At 25.5% G+C, this 21,643-nt stretch carries 20 protein-coding genes; 2 read left to right on the plus strand and 18 right to left on the minus strand.

All coding sequences use genetic code 4. The features are described from left to right. Window positions 1-44 precede the first annotated feature (44 nt). From oppF to oppB, 4 genes are read right to left on the minus strand one after another with little or no spacing between them, the layout of a single operon-like run. Window positions 45-2,216 (minus strand): oligopeptide ABC transporter ATP-binding protein OppF, encoded by a 2,172-nt coding sequence (gene oppF, locus STABA_RS06015; RefSeq protein WP_156006811.1) that lies wholly within the window; start codon window positions 2,214-2,216, stop codon window positions 45-47. A 1-nt stretch (window position 2,217) separates the two neighbouring features. Further along, window positions 2,218-4,227, minus strand: a complete 2,010-nt coding sequence (locus STABA_RS06020; protein ID WP_281349596.1) for an oligopeptide/dipeptide ABC transporter ATP-binding protein — start codon at window positions 4,225-4,227, stop codon at window positions 2,218-2,220. Between the two features lie 14 nt (window positions 4,228-4,241). Next, window positions 4,242-5,207, minus strand: a complete 966-nt coding sequence (gene oppC, locus STABA_RS04100; protein WP_156006813.1) for an oligopeptide ABC transporter permease OppC — start codon at window positions 5,205-5,207, stop codon at window positions 4,242-4,244. Between the two features lie 10 nt (window positions 5,208-5,217). Further along, on the minus strand, window positions 5,218-6,441 hold the full coding sequence (oppB, locus tag STABA_RS04105) for an oligopeptide ABC transporter permease OppB (protein ID WP_156006816.1): 1,224 nt from the start codon (window positions 6,439-6,441) through the stop codon (window positions 5,218-5,220). 73 nt (window positions 6,442-6,514) lie between these two features. Here oppB and STABA_RS04110 point away from each other — a divergent pair, with 73 nt between their 5' ends. Beyond that, window positions 6,515-6,985 (plus strand): hypothetical protein, encoded by a 471-nt coding sequence (locus tag STABA_RS04110; RefSeq protein WP_156006817.1) that lies wholly within the window; start codon window positions 6,515-6,517, stop codon window positions 6,983-6,985. Between the two features lie 159 nt (window positions 6,986-7,144). On the opposite strand, the gene STABA_RS04115 is transcribed toward STABA_RS04110, so the two are convergent. The 3 genes from STABA_RS04115 to STABA_RS04125 form a co-directional block, all read right to left on the minus strand. Then, a complete protein-coding gene (locus STABA_RS04115) occupies window positions 7,145-7,318 on the minus strand; it encodes a hypothetical protein (RefSeq protein WP_156006819.1) in 174 nt (57 codons plus the stop codon). 102 nt (window positions 7,319-7,420) lie between these two features. Further along, window positions 7,421-8,131, minus strand: a complete 711-nt coding sequence (locus STABA_RS04120; protein WP_156006821.1) for a lipoprotein — start codon at window positions 8,129-8,131, stop codon at window positions 7,421-7,423. 179 nt (window positions 8,132-8,310) lie between these two features. Continuing rightward, entirely contained in the window at window positions 8,311-9,666 is a 1,356-nt protein-coding gene (locus STABA_RS04125; RefSeq protein WP_170264701.1) for a DDE-type integrase/transposase/recombinase, read from the minus strand. Window positions 9,667-9,822: 156 nt separating this feature from the next. On the opposite strand from STABA_RS04125, the gene STABA_RS04130 reads away from it, so the two are divergent. Then, a complete protein-coding gene (locus STABA_RS04130; protein ID WP_156006825.1) occupies window positions 9,823-10,308 on the plus strand; it encodes a Vmc-like lipoprotein signal peptide domain-containing protein in 486 nt (161 codons plus the stop codon). A 36-nt stretch (window positions 10,309-10,344) separates the two neighbouring features. Here the strand turns inward: STABA_RS04130 and STABA_RS04135 are convergent, their stop codons facing one another. From STABA_RS04135 to pheT, 11 genes are all read right to left on the minus strand, one after another. After that, window positions 10,345-11,601, minus strand: coding sequence for a hypothetical protein (locus STABA_RS04135; protein WP_156006827.1), 1,257 nt, complete (start codon window positions 11,599-11,601; stop codon window positions 10,345-10,347). A gap of 103 nt (window positions 11,602-11,704) precedes the next feature. Beyond that, complete coding sequence (locus tag STABA_RS04140) at window positions 11,705-13,156, minus strand: glycoside hydrolase family 32 protein (RefSeq protein ID WP_156006829.1); 1,452 nt, start codon at window positions 13,154-13,156, stop codon at window positions 11,705-11,707. 201 nt (window positions 13,157-13,357) lie between these two features. After that, window positions 13,358-13,849, minus strand: coding sequence for a cell division protein SepF (sepF, locus tag STABA_RS04145; protein WP_156006831.1), 492 nt, complete (start codon window positions 13,847-13,849; stop codon window positions 13,358-13,360). 3 nt (window positions 13,850-13,852) lie between these two features. Beyond that, the gene (gene ftsZ, locus STABA_RS04150) at window positions 13,853-15,160 is read right to left on the minus strand and encodes a cell division protein FtsZ (RefSeq protein ID WP_156006833.1); all 1,308 of its coding nucleotides are present in this window, start codon (window positions 15,158-15,160) and stop codon (window positions 13,853-13,855) included. Between the two features lie 20 nt (window positions 15,161-15,180). Further along, window positions 15,181-16,629: an acetate and sugar kinases/Hsc70/actin family protein gene (locus STABA_RS04155; protein WP_156006835.1), complete on the minus strand. Its 1,449-nt coding sequence runs from the start codon at window positions 16,627-16,629 to the stop codon at window positions 15,181-15,183. Window position 16,630: 1 nt separating this feature from the next. Further along, window positions 16,631-17,575, minus strand: coding sequence for a 16S rRNA (cytosine(1402)-N(4))-methyltransferase RsmH (gene rsmH / locus STABA_RS04160; RefSeq protein WP_156006837.1), 945 nt, complete (start codon window positions 17,573-17,575; stop codon window positions 16,631-16,633). Further along, complete coding sequence (mraZ, locus tag STABA_RS04165; RefSeq protein ID WP_156006839.1) at window positions 17,575-18,006, minus strand: division/cell wall cluster transcriptional repressor MraZ; 432 nt, start codon at window positions 18,004-18,006, stop codon at window positions 17,575-17,577. Before mraZ ends, rsmH begins: the two co-directional genes overlap by 1 nt. A 99-nt stretch (window positions 18,007-18,105) precedes the next feature. Then, complete coding sequence (locus STABA_RS04170) at window positions 18,106-18,411, minus strand: hypothetical protein (protein ID WP_156006842.1); 306 nt, start codon at window positions 18,409-18,411, stop codon at window positions 18,106-18,108. A 120-nt stretch (window positions 18,412-18,531) separates the two neighbouring features. Next, a complete protein-coding gene (gene rpmF / locus STABA_RS04175; protein WP_156006844.1) occupies window positions 18,532-18,708 on the minus strand; it encodes a 50S ribosomal protein L32 in 177 nt (58 codons plus the stop codon). A 17-nt stretch (window positions 18,709-18,725) separates the two neighbouring features. Further along, window positions 18,726-19,220: a YceD family protein gene (locus STABA_RS04180; RefSeq protein WP_156006846.1), complete on the minus strand. Its 495-nt coding sequence runs from the start codon at window positions 19,218-19,220 to the stop codon at window positions 18,726-18,728. A 1-nt stretch (window position 19,221) separates the two neighbouring features. Further along, window positions 19,222-21,639: a phenylalanine--tRNA ligase subunit beta gene (gene pheT / locus STABA_RS04185; protein WP_156006848.1), complete on the minus strand. Its 2,418-nt coding sequence runs from the start codon at window positions 21,637-21,639 to the stop codon at window positions 19,222-19,224. Between the last annotated feature and the right edge of the window lie 4 nt (window positions 21,640-21,643).

Genomic DNA, 21,643 nt, shown 5'->3' on the forward strand with positions numbered 1-21,643 from the left:
ATTTCCTTTCTATTCATATTTTATTATGAATAAGATTGCTAATTTTATTTATTTTGTATTTGTTTTTTTATATTTGCAAGTTCTCTAGAATTTAAAAATACTTGATGACCAGGAGAAACTTCAACTAATTTTGGTAAATCAAAGACATAATCAAAATGCTCTTGCTCAGGGTTATAAATAATATTTTTAGTTTCTTTTGCAATTGATGGTTCAGGTTGAGGAATTGCTGATAATAATGATCTTGTATAAGGATGAAGTGGATTATTAAATAATTCTTCAGCCGCAGCTACTTCAACAATTTGACCTCTATAAATAACTGCAATTTTATCAGCAATAAATTTAACAACTGATAAATCGTGAGCTACAAATATAAATGTAATTCCTAATTCTTGTTGGAATTTTTTGAACAAGTTAAGAACTTGCGCTCTAATTGAAACATCTAATGCAGATATTGGTTCATCTGCAACGATAATTTTTGGTTTAAGAATTAAACTTCTAGCAATTCCAATTCTTTGTCTTTGACCTCCTGAAAATTCATGTGGATATCTTGACAAATGTTCTGGTATTAACCCCACAGAAGTTAAAGCCTTTAAAATTAAATATTTTTTAACATCTCTGTACTTAACTTGATCTATTGAAATTTTATTATTAGGATTTTTTTGGTTGTAATCTAATAAATACTCATTCACTACTTCTGGATTTTTATATGTTTTTGGAAAGTTAATTAAACCCTCTCCAATAATTTCTTCAACAGCCATTCTATCGTTTAATGAACTTCCAGGATCTTGAAAAATCATTTGGGTATTTTTTCTATTTAAGCGTTTTTGCTTACTAGTTATTTTTTCAAATAAGAAAGATTTTTTTACCAATCTATCAATAGAAGGTAGTTCTAAGAATTCAATAAATTTTTCTAACTCATCTTCATTTATTTCGCTGTTTACTTCCTTATTAATATTTTTTCAATTATAGTAATCTTCGATTGCACTTTTATCTTTAACAACATTTCTTTTTACTATTTTATCAATGTATTTTAATTGTTTTTCTAATTTTTGTAAATCTTTTTTATCAAATGATCTATTTTGAATAGCTAATTTAATATTTAATTCAAAATCCGTTTCAAATAAATTATTGCTATGCTTGTCTAATAAATCATAGTTTATTTCTTCTTTTTTAAATTCTTCTAAAATTAGGAATAAACAACTTATATTTATATTTCCTTTTGATCAAAAATCTTTTTTATGATGAAAAGCTTTAATATATTCTGGGTTATTCTCATAATTTGGAAGTGTAGATAAGCGTGCAATTTGATTTTCGCATTCTTTAATAAAATCTTCTCTAAATACATATAATTTTTTATAGTATTCTTTAATAACTTTATTTTTAATTGTAACCGGAGCGGTTAGTAATTCATTCTCTTTTTGAATATTAACTGCAACATCAACTTTATTAATTGTTTCTTTGTGATGTTTTACAATTTCTTCAATACTTACTAGTAATTTTTTAACAACATTATTCATATCGACTTCTTCATCTTTTTCCATTTTTTTCCTATGTTTTACTAAAGGATGAATAAGTTTATAGTTGTTTGCTAAAACTTCTTTTATTTCATAAACAACTTCATTGGTTTGTTCTTGCTTTTCTAAAATCGCATCTTCTAATTCTTGTGAAATTTTAGGTATTTGTGAATGAATGTTAGATATAAATCTAATTATTCTTTCTTGGTTATTTATGATCTCATTTACGTGCTTTAAGTTTGATAGAAAAACATCATCTATAAACTCTACACTTGATAATTTAAATTTTTTTAAAAATTCTTTTTTTGTTATACTTGAAAGAGAATTATCTCTTTCATAAAAACTTCTCAATATATCAATAAATTGTTTTAAATAAATACTTGTGAAGTTCATTTTTCTTTTCATATCAAATAACTTTCTAGTTATTTGTCTATTCAATTGATATAAACTTGATGGTTTACCTGCAATTAATTTTTCATCCATATAAATTGCTCCATCATATAAAGGTTGAACACCAACTATAGCTCTTGCTATTGTTGTTTTACCACTACCAGATTCTCCTACTAAACCAAATATTTCACCTTTTTGAACATCTAACGAAGTTTGTTTTACAGCATAAAACTTATGACCACTATTTCTGAAAACAACTTCTATATTTCTAATTTTTAAAAAAGAATTATTTTCTCTGTTTTTTGTAGACATATTAATCTCGCTTTCCTTGGTTTTTTATTTTTTCTTTTAAGTTCGTAATTGCTTCTGGTTTGTTTATTTTTGGTGCTCTTTTATCTAACAATCAGGTTTTTGCATAATGTGTATCACTAACTTTAAACATTGGCGGTTCATATAGATAATCGATCTCCATTGCGTAATTATTTCTTGGTGCAAATGCATCACCTGTTAAGTTATTAAATAATGATGGAGGTGTTCCTGATATTGAAAACAATTCTTCTCCTTTATTACTTAATTGTGGTAATGATGATAATAATGCTCATGTATATGGATGTTTTGGATCATGAAATATTTCATCTGATGTTCCATACTCAACAATTTGACCCGCATACATAACAGCAATTCTATCAGCTAGTTTTGCAACAACTCCTAAGTCATGTGTAATAAAAATAACTGTAAATTTATACTCTTCTTGAAGTTCTCTAATTAAATCTAGTATTTGAGCTTGAATAGTTACATCAAGCGCGGTTGTTGGTTCATCACAAATAAGAATTTTAGGTCTACATGCTAAAGCAATAGCTATAACAACTCTTTGTCTCATCCCCCCAGAATATCTTCCTGGTATATCTTTATATCTTTTTTCTGGTTCTGGTATTCCAACCTTACCTAATAAATTAATCGCTTCTGCTTTCGCTTCTCTTCTTGAAAGACCTAATTGCTTTCTTAAAACTTCGGTTATTTGAAATCCAACAGATAACAACGGGTTTAAAGATGTCATAGGATCTTGAAATATTGTAGCAATAGTTTTTCCACGTAATTTTCTTATTTCTCTTGCTGCTTTTAATTTATTAAAAGTACCAAAGATACCTTTAACTCTATTTCAGTCTGTTAATAAATTTTCAAAGTGATCATTATCAATTTCTTTTTCATTCCAATAATCATCAACTAAACTTTTTAACTCTGCTTCTATTTTAAAGTGATAATTTCTGTGTTCATATCATCTATAAAATGAATCCAACTCTTTTATAGAGAATAAATGTAAATTGTTTGAATTTAATTTTGCATCATTCAAAGCAACTTCTTTTTTTACATTTATATTTTCAAGCTCAGCTTGTAAATTATTTAATTCTTTTTCTAAAATCTCTTTTTTAAAATTATGTAAACAATTTAATTTATATTCTTTAAAAAGAAATTCTTTTTTTTCGATATTTTTAATTTCAGATAAAATTTTTTCTTCACTATATGAATTAAAGTTATTTATTAAACTATTTATAAAATTAATTTTAGTATTTAACTTTAATATGCTTAATTGATTTTTAAATGCTTCAAATCCATGTGTTTTAACAAATTCTTTAGCTTTTAATAATCTATCAACATTAATTCTATTTAATATTTTACTTATTAAAGATATTCCTTTAACTTTGGTAATATCTTGTTTAAGTAACTCAATTTTAAAATTTAAATCTTCAAAATATTTTTGCTTTTTATCTTCATCAAAAATAACTTCAAGCTTACTTGTTACTTCTTTTACTTTTTCTTCAAGCAATCCTATTTTATAACTATTAGTATTACTTTTAGAAAAGTTTAATCCTGCTCTTAATTTGTCTATTTTTTTTAACAAATCATCTTTAGTAGCTTTTAGCTTTTCTTCTTTTAATTTTTCAAAATTTTTAATTTCGTTTTTTAATTTTTTTATAGAATTTTTATTTATTTTAACAATATTTTTTACAGTACTTCCGTCCATAATTAATCTTTGAAAGTTTACTAGATTGATAGGTTTTTTAAAATAAGCTTTTTTATCATCTATAGATTCTTGATTTGGACTGTATATAATTGATCCATCACTTATATAACCATTTGATTCCAACATACCTGTGAACGTTTTGGTTATAACTGATTTACCACTACCTGATTCTCCAACAATTGCCAACACTTCTTTGTCGTAAATATCTAAAGAAATGTTTCTAATTGCTGTTAAAAAACGTTGTCTAACTTGAAATTTTACTTCTAAATTTCTTATAGCTAATATTTTGCTTTTTTCCATTTTTTTTAAAATTCCTATCTATGTAATTTTGGATCTAGTGAGTCTGCAAATATTTTTCCATTAAAGTAGAACAATAATGATATAACACCGATAAATGAAAGTGGTATATAAAGTAAATGCGGATATAAAGTATATGGACTTTGTAATGCCTGGTTTAAAATTGTACCTAATGAGGCATCAGATGCATAATTTTCTATAAATCCAAAGCTATAGTATGATAGCGCTGCATCTAAACCAATTGCTCCAGGAATTGAGAATGATATTGTTTGAATAATGATTGGTAAAATTTTTGGTAAAATGTTTTTCACAATAATTCTTGGACCTCTTGTACCAAGAACTTGAGAAGCAACATTATATTCTGAATTTCTAACTAAAATCATTTGAATTCTCATTGTCTCTGCTAAACCAATCCAACTTGTAATTGATATAGCAACAATTATTTTAAATAAATCTGCTTTTCCACCAAATAAGAATATAATGAATAATCACAATATTAGAGATGGAATGATTGTCATAAATCTAATAAATTCTATAAATAATATGTCTAGTTTAGAGTAGTATCCTCAAATAGCTCCTAAAACTAAACCTAATGATATTTCTATTGCCGATATAATAAAGGCAAATATTATAGTTTTTCTTGAACCAAGTCACATTTTATTTCATAAATCTTCACCATTGTAACCGATCCCGAATCAATGTTTAACACTTGGAGATTCTGGATGAAATGGATCACTAGACACAGAAGAAATGTCTGCATTTTTACCTATTATAAAAGCCATAAGTACAAAGCTTATGAGTATTATTGAAGATATTATAAAAACCTTGCTTTTCAAAACCAACTTAGATACTGATTTTCAATAACTATATGGTTTTGAATTGATTTTTTCTATAGATTCTTCTCTCTTCTCAACAAACTTAAAAAGAGATGCATCTATAGAACTAATTTCAATTTCTTTTTGATTATGTAAAATTACTTCCATAAATACCTTTCTATTTTTTAGATAATTTAACTCTTGGGTCTAATACAGCCATTAATAAGTCACTTAATAATGACACAAATATACCAATTCCTGCAGATAGTACAATATATCCTAAAACAATGTATATATCATTTGTACCAACACCTTTAAGAATGTATTTACTCATACCTGGAGCTACATAAAATTGCTCAACAAGAATACTTGATCCAAATAATGAATAAATAATACTTGCTGGTATTGTTCTAATAATTCTTATTCCTGCATTTCTAAAAATATGAATATAGAAAACATAAGAATTACTTAAACCTTTTGATTGTGCAAATTTTGTATAATCTGCTGTCATTTCATCAATTATAAATCTTCTTGTTATAATCGATAGACCAGGAACTCCTAATATAACAAGTGCAAATATTGCAACAAATTTTGTATAGTCGTTCATGTCCCACACACCGGCGGAGTTGAAATATTTAACTGTAACTGTTCAATAAATTGAAACAATAATTACTGATGGTACTGCTGTAAATCCTAAAAAGATTCAATTTAAAGAGTTATCTAATGGTTTTTCTTTAAACCTTGCCATAACTATACCCATCGGAACTCCAATCAAGTAAGTTATGATAGTTGAAGAAAATCCTAAAATAAATGATATAGGCATAGCATCTTTAAAAGTATCTAGAACAGAATTATATAAGTTACCGTTTGTTCCGTTCATAATCATTCCTAATCAGAATCATTTTTTAGTTTCATTACCATAAACTCCTGTAGAACTTACTTTTGTAACCTCCATAATTGTTTTTGGAATAAATGGTGTTATATTTCTTCAAAATATAAGAACTTGTTTTATCATACTTCCGTATAAACCAAATGCTTTTCGTTTATTTTCTATTAAGTCATAAAACTCAGGAGTATTTGGTTTTATTGGGTTTTTTATTGGATCATAATCACTTAAAAGTGCATCATCCTTTAAAAAGGCAACCATTAAAACATAAACAACAGCAACGGCTAAATAAAATGTTAAAAAAGCATATAAAATTCTTTTAACCGAATAACTTAGCAAAGGAGTCTTTGCTAAAAATTCTCTACGACCTGAATTAAATTTTGCATATAAGTAACCAAGTTTTTTATAAATAGGTACTTTTGTTTTACCAATTTCGTCTTTTAGTTCGATTCTATCAAAGACTGATTGTAAATCTTGCTCAATTAATTCATTTTGAGAAGTTAAATCATTTTTCATTTTTATCCTTTCCAACTTATTATTTTATAAACATAAATTTTTACTATACAATAATTAATACAGAGGTGAATTCATGAAAAACAATAAGAATAAATATAATGTACTTAAAGAGCTTAGAAAAGATCAAAGAGACGCTCATAAAGACTTCGTTAATAATAAAGTTGATGAAGTTCTTGATGATTATGTTGAAAAGCATTCTGAATACATAAGCTCTAAAAAACTAAGATGGTACGATTATATAATTATAGTTTTTATTTCAATTTTAATAACTGGTTTATCATTTATTATATCTATTTATGGTTTTAAAGATATTACTAGAACAAATTATTTCACAGCAGCTGCTGGTTTTCTAGGTCTCTTTATCTGAATTGTTTATGGATTTGTCATAAACAGAAGAACTGCTAAGTTTTATAACGATTCAAGAAGAAGATATTCTTCAACCTTATCTCCTGAAGAAGCACTAAGCAGAAGGATTAATAAATGTTTCTTTTTTGGTTCAATAATATTGTTAATTATAAGTTTAATATGCTATTTTTCAATTTAGCAAAAGTTTGCCATAAAAAATAAACGTTCTAACTTAAACAAGTACTAAAATCACATTTAATAGGTACTTATTTAAATTAGAACGTTTTTTTTATTATTTTTAAAAATTTCATATTATCTCTAATAACACATTTAAAAATAGCTTTCTAATTAATAGCACCTATTTAAGCATAATGAACTTAATAGCACGTTTAGCGGCAGTTTTAATGGTTTTGCCATTAATATTTTTGCACACTAAAAAATCATTAAAAAAGTTATTTTTCAATGACAATAAAGATAAAACAAATGATTGTTCTAAACTACTTAAAAAATGGTTTATTTCATATTTTCTCATTATGTATACCTCCATCGCCTATGTAAATACTAACAAAATTAAAAAATAATTGCAATAAAATTCAATTTTTTATTACAATTATTTTATTTTAAATATATATATTTAGCCAACAGAAAAATCACTTTTAGTTTTAACAGTTAATTCTAAATTATTTGCTCCACTGTATTTAAATGTTATTTTAATTCCGTTTTCAGCAATAACAGCTGATGATGAAATGTTAAATTTATATTCTTCTAAATTAACAGCATTACTTTCATTTGCTTCAATTGTGAATGATTGAGGTTTTTCAGATATCTCATCAAATTGTACTTGAGCATCGGCTTTTTTGTTAGCAACTTTAATAGTAACTGTAACAGGATTTTTATCTTGTAATTCTAAAACATTATTTTGTAAATGATCTAATGTAACAAATGACAATTCAGGACTTTGTTCTGGTTGAGGATCTGTACTTGACTCACTAGAATCTTTAAAAGTAAGAGTAAATGTTGCTGTTCCAGTTACTAAATTACTTTTTTCAGCAGCTTTCACAATTATTGATCCAGCTTTTTCTTTTGTAGCAGCTGAGAATCTATCGAAAATAACATCAGTAGTTTCTACAACTTGTTTGCTTAATTCAGTTTTTATTTTTGTAATAACAGCAACTTTAGCAGCAGCTTCATCATTTGCTGTAGGAGCAACTGTTAAACTTTGTGCTGTTAATTTAGACAAATCAGCAGGTTCTGAACTTGATTTGTCGTTTTTACATGCAACAGCAACACTACTTGAAGCAGCAACCATTCCCATTGCACCTAATAAACTTAATAATTTTTTCATAAATTTTTCTCCTATTCACGGTTAGACCGTATTATTATTATATGTTTAATACTGATTTTAGGCAAGAAAAAAAGCACTTTATTTTATATTTTAAAAAAAAAAAGAAATAAATATGAAATCTCAAAAAAAGTATTTATTTTGTTGATTGTAAGCGATTATGTCACAAAAAAAACAATATATTAATATATGCTTCTTGTATTTCTTCTTTTTTTATTAAAGAAGTATCAATTACTATATTTTCATGGACTATCAGTTTTTGGTGGTTTAATAGACTCTAGTTCTTCTTTTTTAATTGTATATTTATTACCGTGAAGCCTATTGTCATCTATTTCTATTAAGTTATATACATCATTATCAATTGAAGAATAATATTTATTATCCTGAGTTTTCATAACCATAACTTTTGTTTTTGGTTTTAAATACAGCGGCTCATACCCTGAACAAACAAACCATTTTTTATTATCATAATCAATACTTGAACCTTTATTGACGATTCTTGTGGTTCTATATGAAAAAACAATATTTGGATTTTCTGTAAATTTTCTTATAACTGATTTACAATTATCAATAGGAGTTGAATATTTTTTATTATATTCTTTAATCAGTGTAGGTAAATAATCATTTAACTCTTCAATTGTTTTAATATTTTTAATTCGAATTCTTTGAGGTCATCTTCTTTGAAGGGTGCCAAAAGTTCTCTCAACCAAAGCTTTTTCTTGTGGTATAGAGGTAGTTTTTGTTGATTCTTTTAAAGAATGAAAAATAAATTGCAATTGAGTACGAGACTCTGAATACCCTTCAGAGTCTCTATTTATTTTAGAGCTAAATACATTTCGATTGTCAGTTACATTCTTAATAGGAATGCCATAATTTACAAATGTTTCTTTATAAACACGATAATAACTCTCTGTTGTTTCTTGCTCGCTAAAATGTCCTGCTAAAATTCTTTTTGTTGACTTATCAATTACAATGTGTAAATGACTTTTTACTCCCTTAATCCACTCGTGATTTGAAGCATCTGCTTCAAAAATTGCCCCAAAGTTTGTTTCTGTTTTTTGGGTTGGGTGAGGGTGTTTTAATAATGGAATTTTATTTTTGATTATAACTAATGGTTCTAAATCATTGTTTAATAGCTTTGTTCTTAATCTAATTTCTTTTTTGGTTTTTTTATGCATACTAAAAACTAACTCATTATTTTCTTTCATTATATTTCTTAATGAAGAATAGCTAATTTTATCTTTTCAACAATTTTCTCAATAATCTAACATACTAAAATCATAATATTTTAAATTATAAAGACTAATTATTTTTTCTTTAATATCATGATCTATTTTATTTCTTGGGATTTTCCCAGTGTTTTTATGAATAAAAGCTTTTGGTCCAATTTTTTTATACTCTTTTAACTTTCTATATGTGTGTCTTTTTGATCAACCAAGAGTTTCTGCGCTTGTGTTTATGTCATGTAGTTTATTAGATAAACCTTTTATAACCTCTAATTTAATTTGTTTCATTATGTCTAATTCAATTCCTCTCATAATTTTGCCTCCAAGAATATTGTACTTGTGACATAATCTCTTGTTATTCATAATATGAAATCTCAAAAAAAGTATTTATTTAGGATTTTATAGTAATTTTTGATAAAATATAGAAGTTATTTAAAATAAATAGATATAGAAAAGAGGAAAAATAAAATGAAAAAATTAATGGGAATATTATCTGTAACAGCTAGTGTTGCAAGTGCAGCTTCAGTAGTTGTAGCTTGTGCAAAAGATTTAGAATACGCTGAAGGATTTGATGACGCTAAATTTTTAAAAAGTTTTCCTATAATGCTTGGCGACGATACTGGAGCTTCTAATTTAGACGATTGCATTGAGGAAGGAAAATTGAAAAGAGACTTTTTAGATACTAAAAAGAGCGATTCTTCACCAGTAAGTTATTCTGGAACATTTATTTCGGGAAATATCGATAATATTAAAAGTGTTTTTAAAGGTTTAGATTCATTAAAAAACGATGAAAATACAGCTTATATTTTATCAGTTAGCGGAAAAAAAGGTAAAACATCATTGGTTGTTTATGTAATTAAGTTATCAGGTGATGCTAATGGATTTACAAGCGCTTCATCAGTTTATAAACATAAAATTACCATTCCTGCTCCTGAAGCAAAAGAAAGTAATTAAAAAACTATTTTTAAATTGTTTAAAAATAGTTTTTTTTTATTTAACAATAAATCTACTAGATACCATTAAAAATAACCAATAAACAAATATTACTGAAAAGTTAATTAAATATAATTTGTTTGTTTCAATATTTTTTGCTGAAAAATAATTTAATGTAAACGAAATTATAAACAAGCATATCGGAATGATAATATTAAATATTAAATTTAATACACTAAATGTTCGATATTCAAATAGTTCTAATATGCTTGAAAAAACGAAACTCAAAAGCATTGTTGATAAAACAATATACACTAAATAACATAAAAATGTAATTAAATCGGATTCATACCATTCTGTGGAACTTTTTAAAATTGGAGAAAATATAATATTTAAAAATATATCTAAAAATATTAAAAATATAAAGCCTAAATATATCATTAAATGTGGTCAGAATATACGAATATGTCTTTTTCTAGCATTATAAATTAAATTTGATAAATACAAACTTGATGCAACTAAAAATACACAAAAAGCAAATGAAGCATAAAAGTATCTGCTTAAAACAATATCTTGACTATATAAACCAGCTCCAATTGAAATGAACAAGATCAACGAAATAAAAAATGCTGGGTATAAAAAATAAGAAAATCTTAAAATATATAAGCTTGTTATTTTTCATTTGTTTACTTCATATTCATCTGAATGAATATCTTTATTAAATAGAGTCATATAAAACTTAATAACAATTCAGCTATTTTTGTTGTAGTATTCGTTTACTCTTTTTAATTCAAATAAGTTTTCACTTTTTTTATACCCAAGTCTATCCTTCTCTTTTTGAAATATTTCTTTTATACTTTCAATTGCTAAATTACATGATTGAACTAAATCTCCATAATCATGTTCTGACAACATACGACTTGCTAATTCATCTATTAAGAGATTTAAATAAATAGGTCTATATTTAATATTGCTATAATATTTAACATATCATTTAATTTTGTTCATATTTTTTTCAATTAAGCTGTTTTTTAAAGAATCTAAATAGTCTAAAGTGCTTTCAAATTCAAATAATATATTATTTCTTAGATTTTTTTTGTATTCAGATAAGTTTTTTAAATTATAAAATAATATAGTTTTAATAGCTCCATAAACAATTGTAAAAATAGATCCTAAAATAATTAATTTAAATGGGGAAAAAATTTCATATAATGTACTATCAGTATCTTTGCTATTATCCAGTCATGAACTATATATATAATATAAAAATGTCATTATGGTTATAAAAACTATTTCAAATATTATTTTTTTCATATACTAACCCCTAATTAATCCTTTAAAATTAATTATAACTTAAAATCATTTACACAATTAAAGAACTAAAAAAAATCATAATCAATGATTTGCTTATGGTTTTTTAATTATAATTCATCTTTTTAATATCTGATATTTCTAATTCTTGATCACTTGAAAATTCAATTCTATTAAAATCTTTGATAAAAAATCTTGAACTAAATACTGTTTTATAATCATCTGCAAATAATTCTATTGATGATGAATCAATAAACATTTCTACAACTTGATTTTTATCTTTAATTTTTCTTATTGCATATCTTTTGCTTTCATAATCTCAATCAACTTTTTGACCTTGTTTTGATCTATCCATCGAAATTTCATTATCGTCAAATACAACTTCTAAAAATTCATTGTTATCATTTAAAATTTTAAAACTTGTATTTCCCTTTAAGTTGAATTGAATATGTTTAGCTTTATTAATTTCTACTACATTTGTTTTTTTAACTACTTTATTTTCTAAAACATTTTTTTTAAAATCACCAAAAGGTTTTTGTATTAAAACATCACCTTCCAAAGTTAACTCTCTTGGAATTGTTAGCATTGAGTGTCATGAATATTCATCAGTTGGATATTGTACATCACAACACCCAAATCATCCAAACCAAACTAATGTATCTTCTTTTCAATATGTTTGAGGCGCATAAAAGTCATATCCATAGTCAACTTGTAATAATGGAAATTTCTCATTTAATTTATTGCTTTCAAAATTTAAATTTTCAATTACTGAATAAACAACATTTCTTGAACAATTTAGTTCGTACTTATTGTCATCATTAAAATATCCTTCTGCAGATATAAAGAAAAGATATCTATCTTTAATTTTATCTAAATTTGGACACTCTCACATATAACCATATGTTTGATCTTTAATTGATGGTTTTAAAACTGTTTTAAATTCAAATTTATCATAATCTTTCATTTCATAAACTGCTAATCCACCTTTAACCTCATCTTTGGTTTGCACTCCAAAAATCATATATTTTTTATTATTCAATTCAAATATTTTTGGATCTCTAGCATGAGGAGTAAATTTATCTTTATCTCATGATACAGCTACTCTTTTATTAACTACTTTGTTGTTTTCAAAGTCTGCTACAATTTGAACTTCTTCATTCATATTGCCTTTTCCATCTTCCATATTCCCAGTATAATAAATTTTTACAGTATTTCCAAAATCATAAGCACTTCCTGAAAAAGCACCATATGCTTCTTTTTCAAAATCAGGAACTACAGAAACTCCCATGTCTTTATAATTTACAAAGTCTTTTGTAGTAACATAACGTCAGTGTTTAAAACCATGATAAGGTTGAACTGGTGTTCATTGATAATGGATATGATGAACTCCATCTTTAAATAATAAACCATTTGGATCATTTACTAATCCATTAGGTGATGCAATATGATACAATGGTCGATAATATTTATCTTTTTCAACAAGTTTATTTGCTTGATCATAATATTTTTGATCAATTTCATTAAACTTTTTTCATTTTAATTCCGCTATTTTTTTCATTAACTTCCCCCTTAATATTAATTTTAAAATTTATATGTTTTACTTAAAATTAGTTTTCAGTAACATAACAACATTTAACTATATTCTAATAAAATTTTTCAAAAATATCTTTTTTTTTATAAAAAAATTCTATTCGAATATATTTAATCATATTAAAATTAAATTTCAGATTTTTTATTTAAAAAAAAAAAAAAAATAAGCTTATTTGCTTATTCAAAATTGAAATACTCCTTGATCAATTTTTTTATAATCTCCTTCAAGAGCATACATAACTCCTGTTAAAAAGTCGATTAATCTTTTTTTATCATCCTTAGAAATTTCTGTTAAATTAACAGTTACTCTTTTAAACTTCATTAAGCTGTCAACAATTTGTTTAGTATCTTTATAACTTTGAGGTTTAAAATGTGTTGCGTGCATTTCATCAAATTCTGTATTATCATTTGATATTTCTTCAGAAACCATTTGGCTTTCATAATATTGTTGTTGAGAATGTCTTTGTTGCTGCAAGTTTTGCTCATATTGAGGATTATTGATTTGTTGAGGATTATTGATTTGTTGAGGATTATTGATTTGTTGAGGATTATATTGTTGTTGATTTCCCATTCCTTGTTGATTTATATTTTGCGGATTTTTATTTTCACCTTTATTGTTTTCAACAACTACTTCTTGAAACTTCTTTTTGAAAATTGCCATAAACTATCATTTCTTTCTTAGGAATGGTGGAAAATCTCCGTCCTCATCATCAACTGTGTCTTCAATTTTTTGTGCAACTTGAGGTCTTTGTTGAGAAACATTTCCTTCTTTTCAATTTTCCATTCTTTGAGCTACATTTTTCATCTCATTTTCAGAAATTTTACTTTGTTGTTGCACATAACTAGGTCTTTTATTATTTTCATCATTTAAAAAACTGGTTCTTTTTTCTTGAGCTGATTCAATGTAATCATCATTACTAATGTTTCTTTGATTTGATACATTCATATTTTGTTCTTGAACATGATTTTGGATATTTTGTGGTTTTACAACTTCAACATGTTGTTCTGAACTTATTTCTTTATTATGATCGTTATCAAAACCAGTTGCAATAACAGTAACAATTAATTCATCACCTAAATTTTCACTAATAGCAATACCAAAAATTAAGTTAATATCTTGTCCACTTGCTTGTTTAATAATATCAGCTGCATCCTCTGCATCATTTAAAGTTGTAGAAGGACCACCAGTTACGTTAACAATAGCATCTTTTGCTCCTCTAATTGAAGTTTCTAATAAAGCGCTAGTAATAGCTTTATTAGCAGCTTCTATTGCTTTATCAGGTCCTGAACCAATACCAATTCCAAATAAAGCATTTCCTTTACCTTTCATAATTGTTCTAACATCAGCAAAGTCTAAGTTAATAGTTGCAGGAACTGCAATTAAATCAGTGATTGTTTGAACTCCTTGTTTTAAAATATTATCCGCTTCTCTAAATGAATCTTTAACTGGAATTCCTCCAATTATTTCAAGCAAACGATCATTTGAAATAACAATAATTGAATCAACAAATTTTTTTAACTCATCAATACCTTTTATTGCATAACTATTTCTTAATCTACCTTCAAATCCAAATGGTTTTGTTACAATAGCAATAACTAATGCTCCAGTTTCCATAGCAATTCTTGCAATTTCGGGTGCAGCACCAGTTCCAGTTCCTCCACCCATTCCAGAAGCAACAAATATAAGATCTGCATCTTTTAGTATTTCTCTTATTTCTGATTCTGATTCAAGTGCAGCTTGTTTTCCGACTTCTGGATTTGCTCCTGCACCTAAACCTTTTGAGATATTTGCTCCTAATACAACTTTTTTTTCTGCACTACTTGCAGCTAAAACTTGAGCATCAGTATTTGCAACAATAAATTCAACACCTTCAACTTTATCTTCAATCATCCTGTTAACAGCATTACATCCACCACCACCAACACCAATTACCTTGATATTCGCAGCTTGTTTTACGAAATTATTTGACATTCTCCATCCTCCTTATAAAACTATCTATTTGTTTGCTTTTTAATAATACCATTTTGATTTGCAAAATTATTTACATTTTGATAATTTTGTTGATTATTAATATTATTAATATCGTATATTGATTGATTTTGTAAATTAGTAAAATTTTGTCTATGCATCATTTGTGGTTGAGACATTTGATTTTGGACAATATTTGGTACATTATTAATACCAGTATAAAGATTAGACATTGGGTTTTGCATTAATCCTTGTTGATTATTTTGCATCAATTGTTGGTGTTTTTCAACTTTTGAATATTCAATTGTACTTGTTTTAAATATTTGTGCATTTTTATTTACATCATGACAGCTTTTAATAGCCCCACAAAGAGAAGAAGTTCAAATTTCATTTGCTCCTGTTACAAGTGAATAATAAATAAATACTTTATTTTTGAAATTACTTCTTGATATCATTTTATCAAATCCAGAAATTTCAGTTACTTTACCATTAAAAAATACTTTAAAATCTCTTACTTTTGTTATAAACTCGTTTTGAATCTCTAGATCTATTAAATCAATTATATAATTCATCTCTTCTAAAAATAGATCTTTTAATTGTTTTATGCTTATTTCTAAAGTTCTTTTTTCACTTGATATATACTTTCGATAAATAATTAAATCATCATTTTTAGTTGATTTAAAGTTCAACATTTTAAAAATATATGTTTCAACTACTTTATTTTTAGCATAAATTTTTTTAGCTATATTGCTAAAAATTTTATCTATTCCAATTGGTTTTGAGATTTTTTTAACTAATGTTTCTTTTGCAAAAAATCCTATTTCTAATGTTTTAATATTTCAATCTACTAACGCAGAAGGTTCTTTAAAGTTTTTTTCTTCAATACATTGTTTTGCAAGAGCATATGTTTGAATATATTTTGCTAATATATTTTTTTCACATTTTTGAACAACTTCCATATGTGAATCAACAACTTTTTTATCTAATGTATAAGCTTTTGCATACATAGCGACACTATTTGCAATCATCCCAACATTAATTGAATTTCTTCTGTCTTTATTATTTAAAACATATTCATAAGGTCTAACGTTAATTACAACTGTGTTTTCATTTTCATTAATTACAACTGCATCTTTATATAGTTTTTTAATATGTTCATGAGTGATTATTTTTTTATCATTATCAATAATTATGTGAAGATTTGTTTGAGCAATTTTTAAAGTTTTAATCGGATATACTATGCCAACATTGATAATTTTTTCATTGTAGGTATTTTCATATTTTCTTATCAGCTTTGATAAATGCTGTTTTGCACTATTTATGTCTAAAACTTCATCATTTTCATTTAATCAGTTTCCTTTGACTCTTTCTTTGAAAATAACTTTTAAACCAAGATTGTTTCGATATTTACCTACGATAAATCTAATGTCTTTTTTTGTTATTTCAACAACTGCATATATTTCGTTTTCCATATTATCACACCTTCTTTATTGCTCACAATTTTGCACTATGTGCTCTTCTATTAATTTTTAATTCATCATCACTTGGTAAAATTGGTTTTTTAGTTAATAATTTAAACTCTTTTTCTTTGATTAATCCCTCAACTGGTAACTTTGATAAAAATTTATCTTTTATATCGGTAGTTTTAGTCTTAAAAATATCTTTAATTATTTTTTCTTCTAAAGAATGAAAACTAATTATTACTAATACTCCATCTTTTTTTAAAAGTTCTAAAGCTTGAATTAAAGATTTTTTTAAAACTTCTAGCTCATCATTGACACAAATCCTTAAAGCTTGAAACACTTTTTTTGCTGGGTGTTTTTTTTGTTTTAATATTTTTTGAGGTAATGCTGATTTAATAATTTCAACCAACTCAAATGTTGTATTAATTGGTTTTTCAACTCTTGTTTCAATAATTTTTTTTGCAATTTGATAACTTAGCTGTTCTTCACCATATAATTTAAAAATATGATTCAACCCTTTTAAATCATATTTGTTTACAATATCTTTTGCGGTTAATTTGTTGTTTTTTAAATCCATCCTCATATCAAGATCGCTATCAAAACGATAACTAAATCCACGAGATCCAACATCAAATTGCGGCGATGATACTCCTAAGTCATATAAAATACCATCAACTAAATTAATGTTTTTTAATGCTAGTAAAGCCTTTAAATATACAAAATTACCTTCCAAAATAGTAAAATTATTTGAAACTGCCCTAAGTTTCATTTCACTATTTTGGATGGCTTCTAAATCCTGATCAACTGCATACAAATGACCAGCTTTCAATCTTTTTAAAATCTCAACACTATGTCCAGCACGGCCCAACGTGCAATCAACATAAACTCCATTTGGTTTAATATCTAACAAATCTATTGATTCATTTAATAAAACCGATATGTGTTCTTGCGTCATTAATTTTCTCCGCCCAATTTTTCAGCAGCTGCATAAATTTCATTTTCATTCAAATCTTCTAAAGATTTTTCATATGCAACCTTGTCTCAAATTTCTAGTCTATCTCCTAGCCCTAGGATATAGACATGTTTTGAAACCCCTATTTTTTCTAATAAATTTGTGGGAATTTTTATTCTGCCAGAAGAATCAACTAATAACTCATCTGAATTAGATAAAATTAAACGTTCAATTGTTCTAGTAGAAGCGTTAAAACTACTTTTATGCCCTAACTCTTGAAGTAGTTTATTAAAATTATCTGGGGTTCTTATTTCCAAAAAGTTCCCTATCCCTTTTGAAACAAAGATAACATCACCCAGTTTATTTCTTAATTTAGATGGAATAGTTATTCTACTTTTATCATCTAAACTATGTTCAAAGGTGCCAAGTAACATATTTTTGCCCCACTTTCTCCCACACAAATACAATTATATACACTTTTAAGATTATTTCAACATTTTTTTTAATTTCTCTCCCACAAAATAAAAAAATCATTAATGCATGATTTTCTTTTGTAAATTTGAAACACATTTTATATACATTTTTTGCTCCAGTTTTTGAATATCAATTGATTCAATATCTCTTTTCAACAAGCTTTTTAATTGATTTTTAAAATTTGTATAATGATAATAAATTGAGTTTGTTACATTAAGACTTAAAACAGGATCTAGCTTGTCTAAGATATCTCCTAATTTATAAATCTCATTATTGATAAGGTTTAAATCTACTTTGTTTTCAAATAAAGCTAAACAAATTGATGAATTTAAAATTTCTGTTTCGATATTTTCTTTTGAAATCATATTTACCTCCAATAAATATATCGATATTTTTAAAAAAAAATTTATCTTATATAAAAAAAAAAAAAAAATAGTTTTCCAAACTGTATTTATTTGGTCAACTATATTTTATTAATTGTGAGATTAATCTTTTTTTACAACTTCTTTATTTTTGTAATATCCACATTCACGACAAACTCTATGTGGTTTAATTGTTGCTCCACAATTTTGGCATGTCATAAGTGATGTACTTACCAATGCTAAATGACTTCTTCTCTTATTTTTTGCAGCCTTGCTGGTCTTTCTAAATGGTACAGCCATATTTACACCTCCTATAATTAAAACTTAAACTCTTTTAGTTTATCCCATCTTGGGTCTTGTTTTTTTTCTTGCTCTTGTTGGTATTCTTCTTCTGACATAAATGTAAAATCTTTACCGACAAATGAGATTTTACCATAATTATTTGTAAAATTAATAGGAATATTTAAAACAATTTGTTCAATTGCATATTCTAAAATGTCAAATTCAGCTCCTAAAACGACATTTACTTGATCATTGTTAATTTCTTCAAAAAAATACTCATCATTTCAATCATACTCTTCATTTTTTATATTAATTAATTTACCGTCTCTTGCATCTATTAAATCTATATCTGTGATTATTTTTGCTTCAACTTTTAAACATTTAATAGTTTCTTGGTATTTTAATGCTCCTAAAACTTTAATTTTATTGATTTTTTTTAATAATGCATGATTGAAGTTGTTAATACTATCACAATTAAAAACTTCATCAATTTTTATCGTTTTTTTAAGCTCAATATCTTTTTTAAGCATATTATTTTACCTCTATTTTTAATTTTTTTATTTTATCAAGTATTTTTTGTCATTCACTAGACACTTCTTTATCGGTTAACTGTTTTTCATTTGAATTAAACTCAAATCCAACACTTATAGCTGATTTTTGCTCATTTGCAAGTGTTTCATCTTGATAAATATCTAATAAACTAAAATGTGTAAGATAATTTATATCTTTTGTAATATTTTTAATTACTTCATTGTAATTATCACTTACAGATAATAACATTGTTACATCTCTTGATGTTTTTTGAAATTTTGAAGCTTCTTTGATAATATTTTTTCTTTCAAATAATTTTTCAATCTCACTTAAGCTAAGTTCTATTACAAAAGTATTAGCAAGTTTATTTGCTTGTTCATATCTTGGACTAAGTTTGAAAATAAATCCTATTAATATATCTTTATATTTAACTTGTGCATTAATAAATGGATGAATTTCATCAATTGGTTTTGACATATTTTGAATGTTTAAATCATTTAAATCAATTTGATAAATTGATAAAACTTCATCCAAAATCCCTTTTAAGTATGGATAAGAAGAAGAAATGTTTAAATTATAAGCTTTTTGATAAAAAACTTCACCGCTTGTAAGAACTGAAAGTCTTTTATCTCTAATTCCTTTTAAATTATAAACATCTGCGATTTCATATAGTTTCAAGTTTTTATTACCTCTTGAACTATTTAAATTTGCAATTTCAATCGCACTTTGAGCTATACTTAATCTATAACTTTCTCTTAGATTACTTAAAGGAGACATTAAATCTATTGGATCTTTTAAGTTAAATAAATCTCATCTTTCAACAACTTTTTTATTCATCAATGAATAAGTTTTAATATTATTAAACCCATTATCTATCAAGTAATTTTCAAGTTGTTTTAATAATTTATTTTCAAGTTGTTTTTCTTTTAAAGTTGCTTCTATAATTTGAGGTTTTGATTCAATTTTGTTATATCCATATAATCTAGCAATTTCTTCAATAATATGTGCTTTATGACTAATATCTGTTCTAAATGGATCAACTTCGAATTTTAAAACTTCTTTTTTTGATTCACTGATCTTAAATTCTAAATTTTCAAATAATTTTTTAACTTGATCTACTTTTAATTTAGTTCCTAAAAATTCATTAATATAATCAAGACTCACTTCAACTTTTTTTAATGAATCAACTGGTTCAACTTGAACTTCAACTTCAGTATTTGCAGAGTAAAGATTATATTGATCAAATCAATAATGTAATCTTTTACTTGCTAATGAATATAATCTTGAACTTATTGGTTTAATTCATCTTTGTAATAAAGCTGAATTTGAATTTGCAAACTTCTGATGTTTTCTCATTAAAATTGGGTTTAATGATAAATAAACAGCAATAACTTGTTTACTTTTTGCACTTGGCAAGAAATATTTATTAAAATCAACACCAAGAGTACTTACAACTTCATCAGCGCACATTAATTGATAATTAATTGGTTTTTTGTCTGTTGGATTATTTTGAATATGTAATTGTGTTTTTAATTTTTCAGGATCTAAAAATAAAATTGGTTGACCAGTTTCAATAGCAATTACATTAGCTAAATCTAGTCAGAAGTTTTCTTGAGATTTAAATCCACAAAACTTTAATCATATATCTTGAAATGAGTAAATATTTGGTTCAGTTTCATTTTCATGAATACTGTGAACTTCTTTTAAATCAAATAACTCCATTGCACAACTTCTAACAAGTTCTTTGCTTTCTTCAGTCTCTTTTAATGAAACTGAAACATGATAAATTGAAGGAATTTGTTTTAAATTTTTTGTATAGTCTTTGACATCCTTATCAAAATAATTTGCTAATTCTTTTACAATTTGCATTGCACCAAGTGCATCACTTCTATTTAAAGTTAAATCAACATCTCAAACGACATCATTAAATCCAATTATATTTAAAACTTCATTGCTTCCAATTAGTGAATAAGGATCAGTTTTTGTAAAAATTGGATAAATCCCTTCCAATTCAACTTCTGTTTGAACATTTTGATCTACACCAATTTCAGTTAAAGAACAAATCATTCCTTCTGAAATTTTTCCTTGTATTTCTTTAGTTTCTAACGTTAAACCTGTTGAAATAGTTTTTCCTGGACTTGCAACAATTACATATTGTCCTTCTTTAACATTATTTGCTCCACAAACAATCGGACTTACCAAATCTTCTCCTTTATCAACAAAGCAAAAGTTTAATTTAGTTCCTTCAATTGGAGCAACACTTCCAACATGCCCTAAAGTAAGTTGATCATTTAAGTCTCTATACACTCTTTTTGCATCAACTTCAAATCCTAGCGAGTTTAAAGCGACAGTTATTTCATCACTTCTAATACCTTTAATATCTATAAAATTTTTTAATCAATTTCTTGTAATAACCATATTT

This window comes from Spiroplasma tabanidicola, assembly GCF_009730595.1.
GTDB classification, from domain to species: Bacteria; Bacillota_I; Bacilli_A; order Mycoplasmatales; family Mycoplasmataceae; genus Spiroplasma_A; species Spiroplasma_A tabanidicola.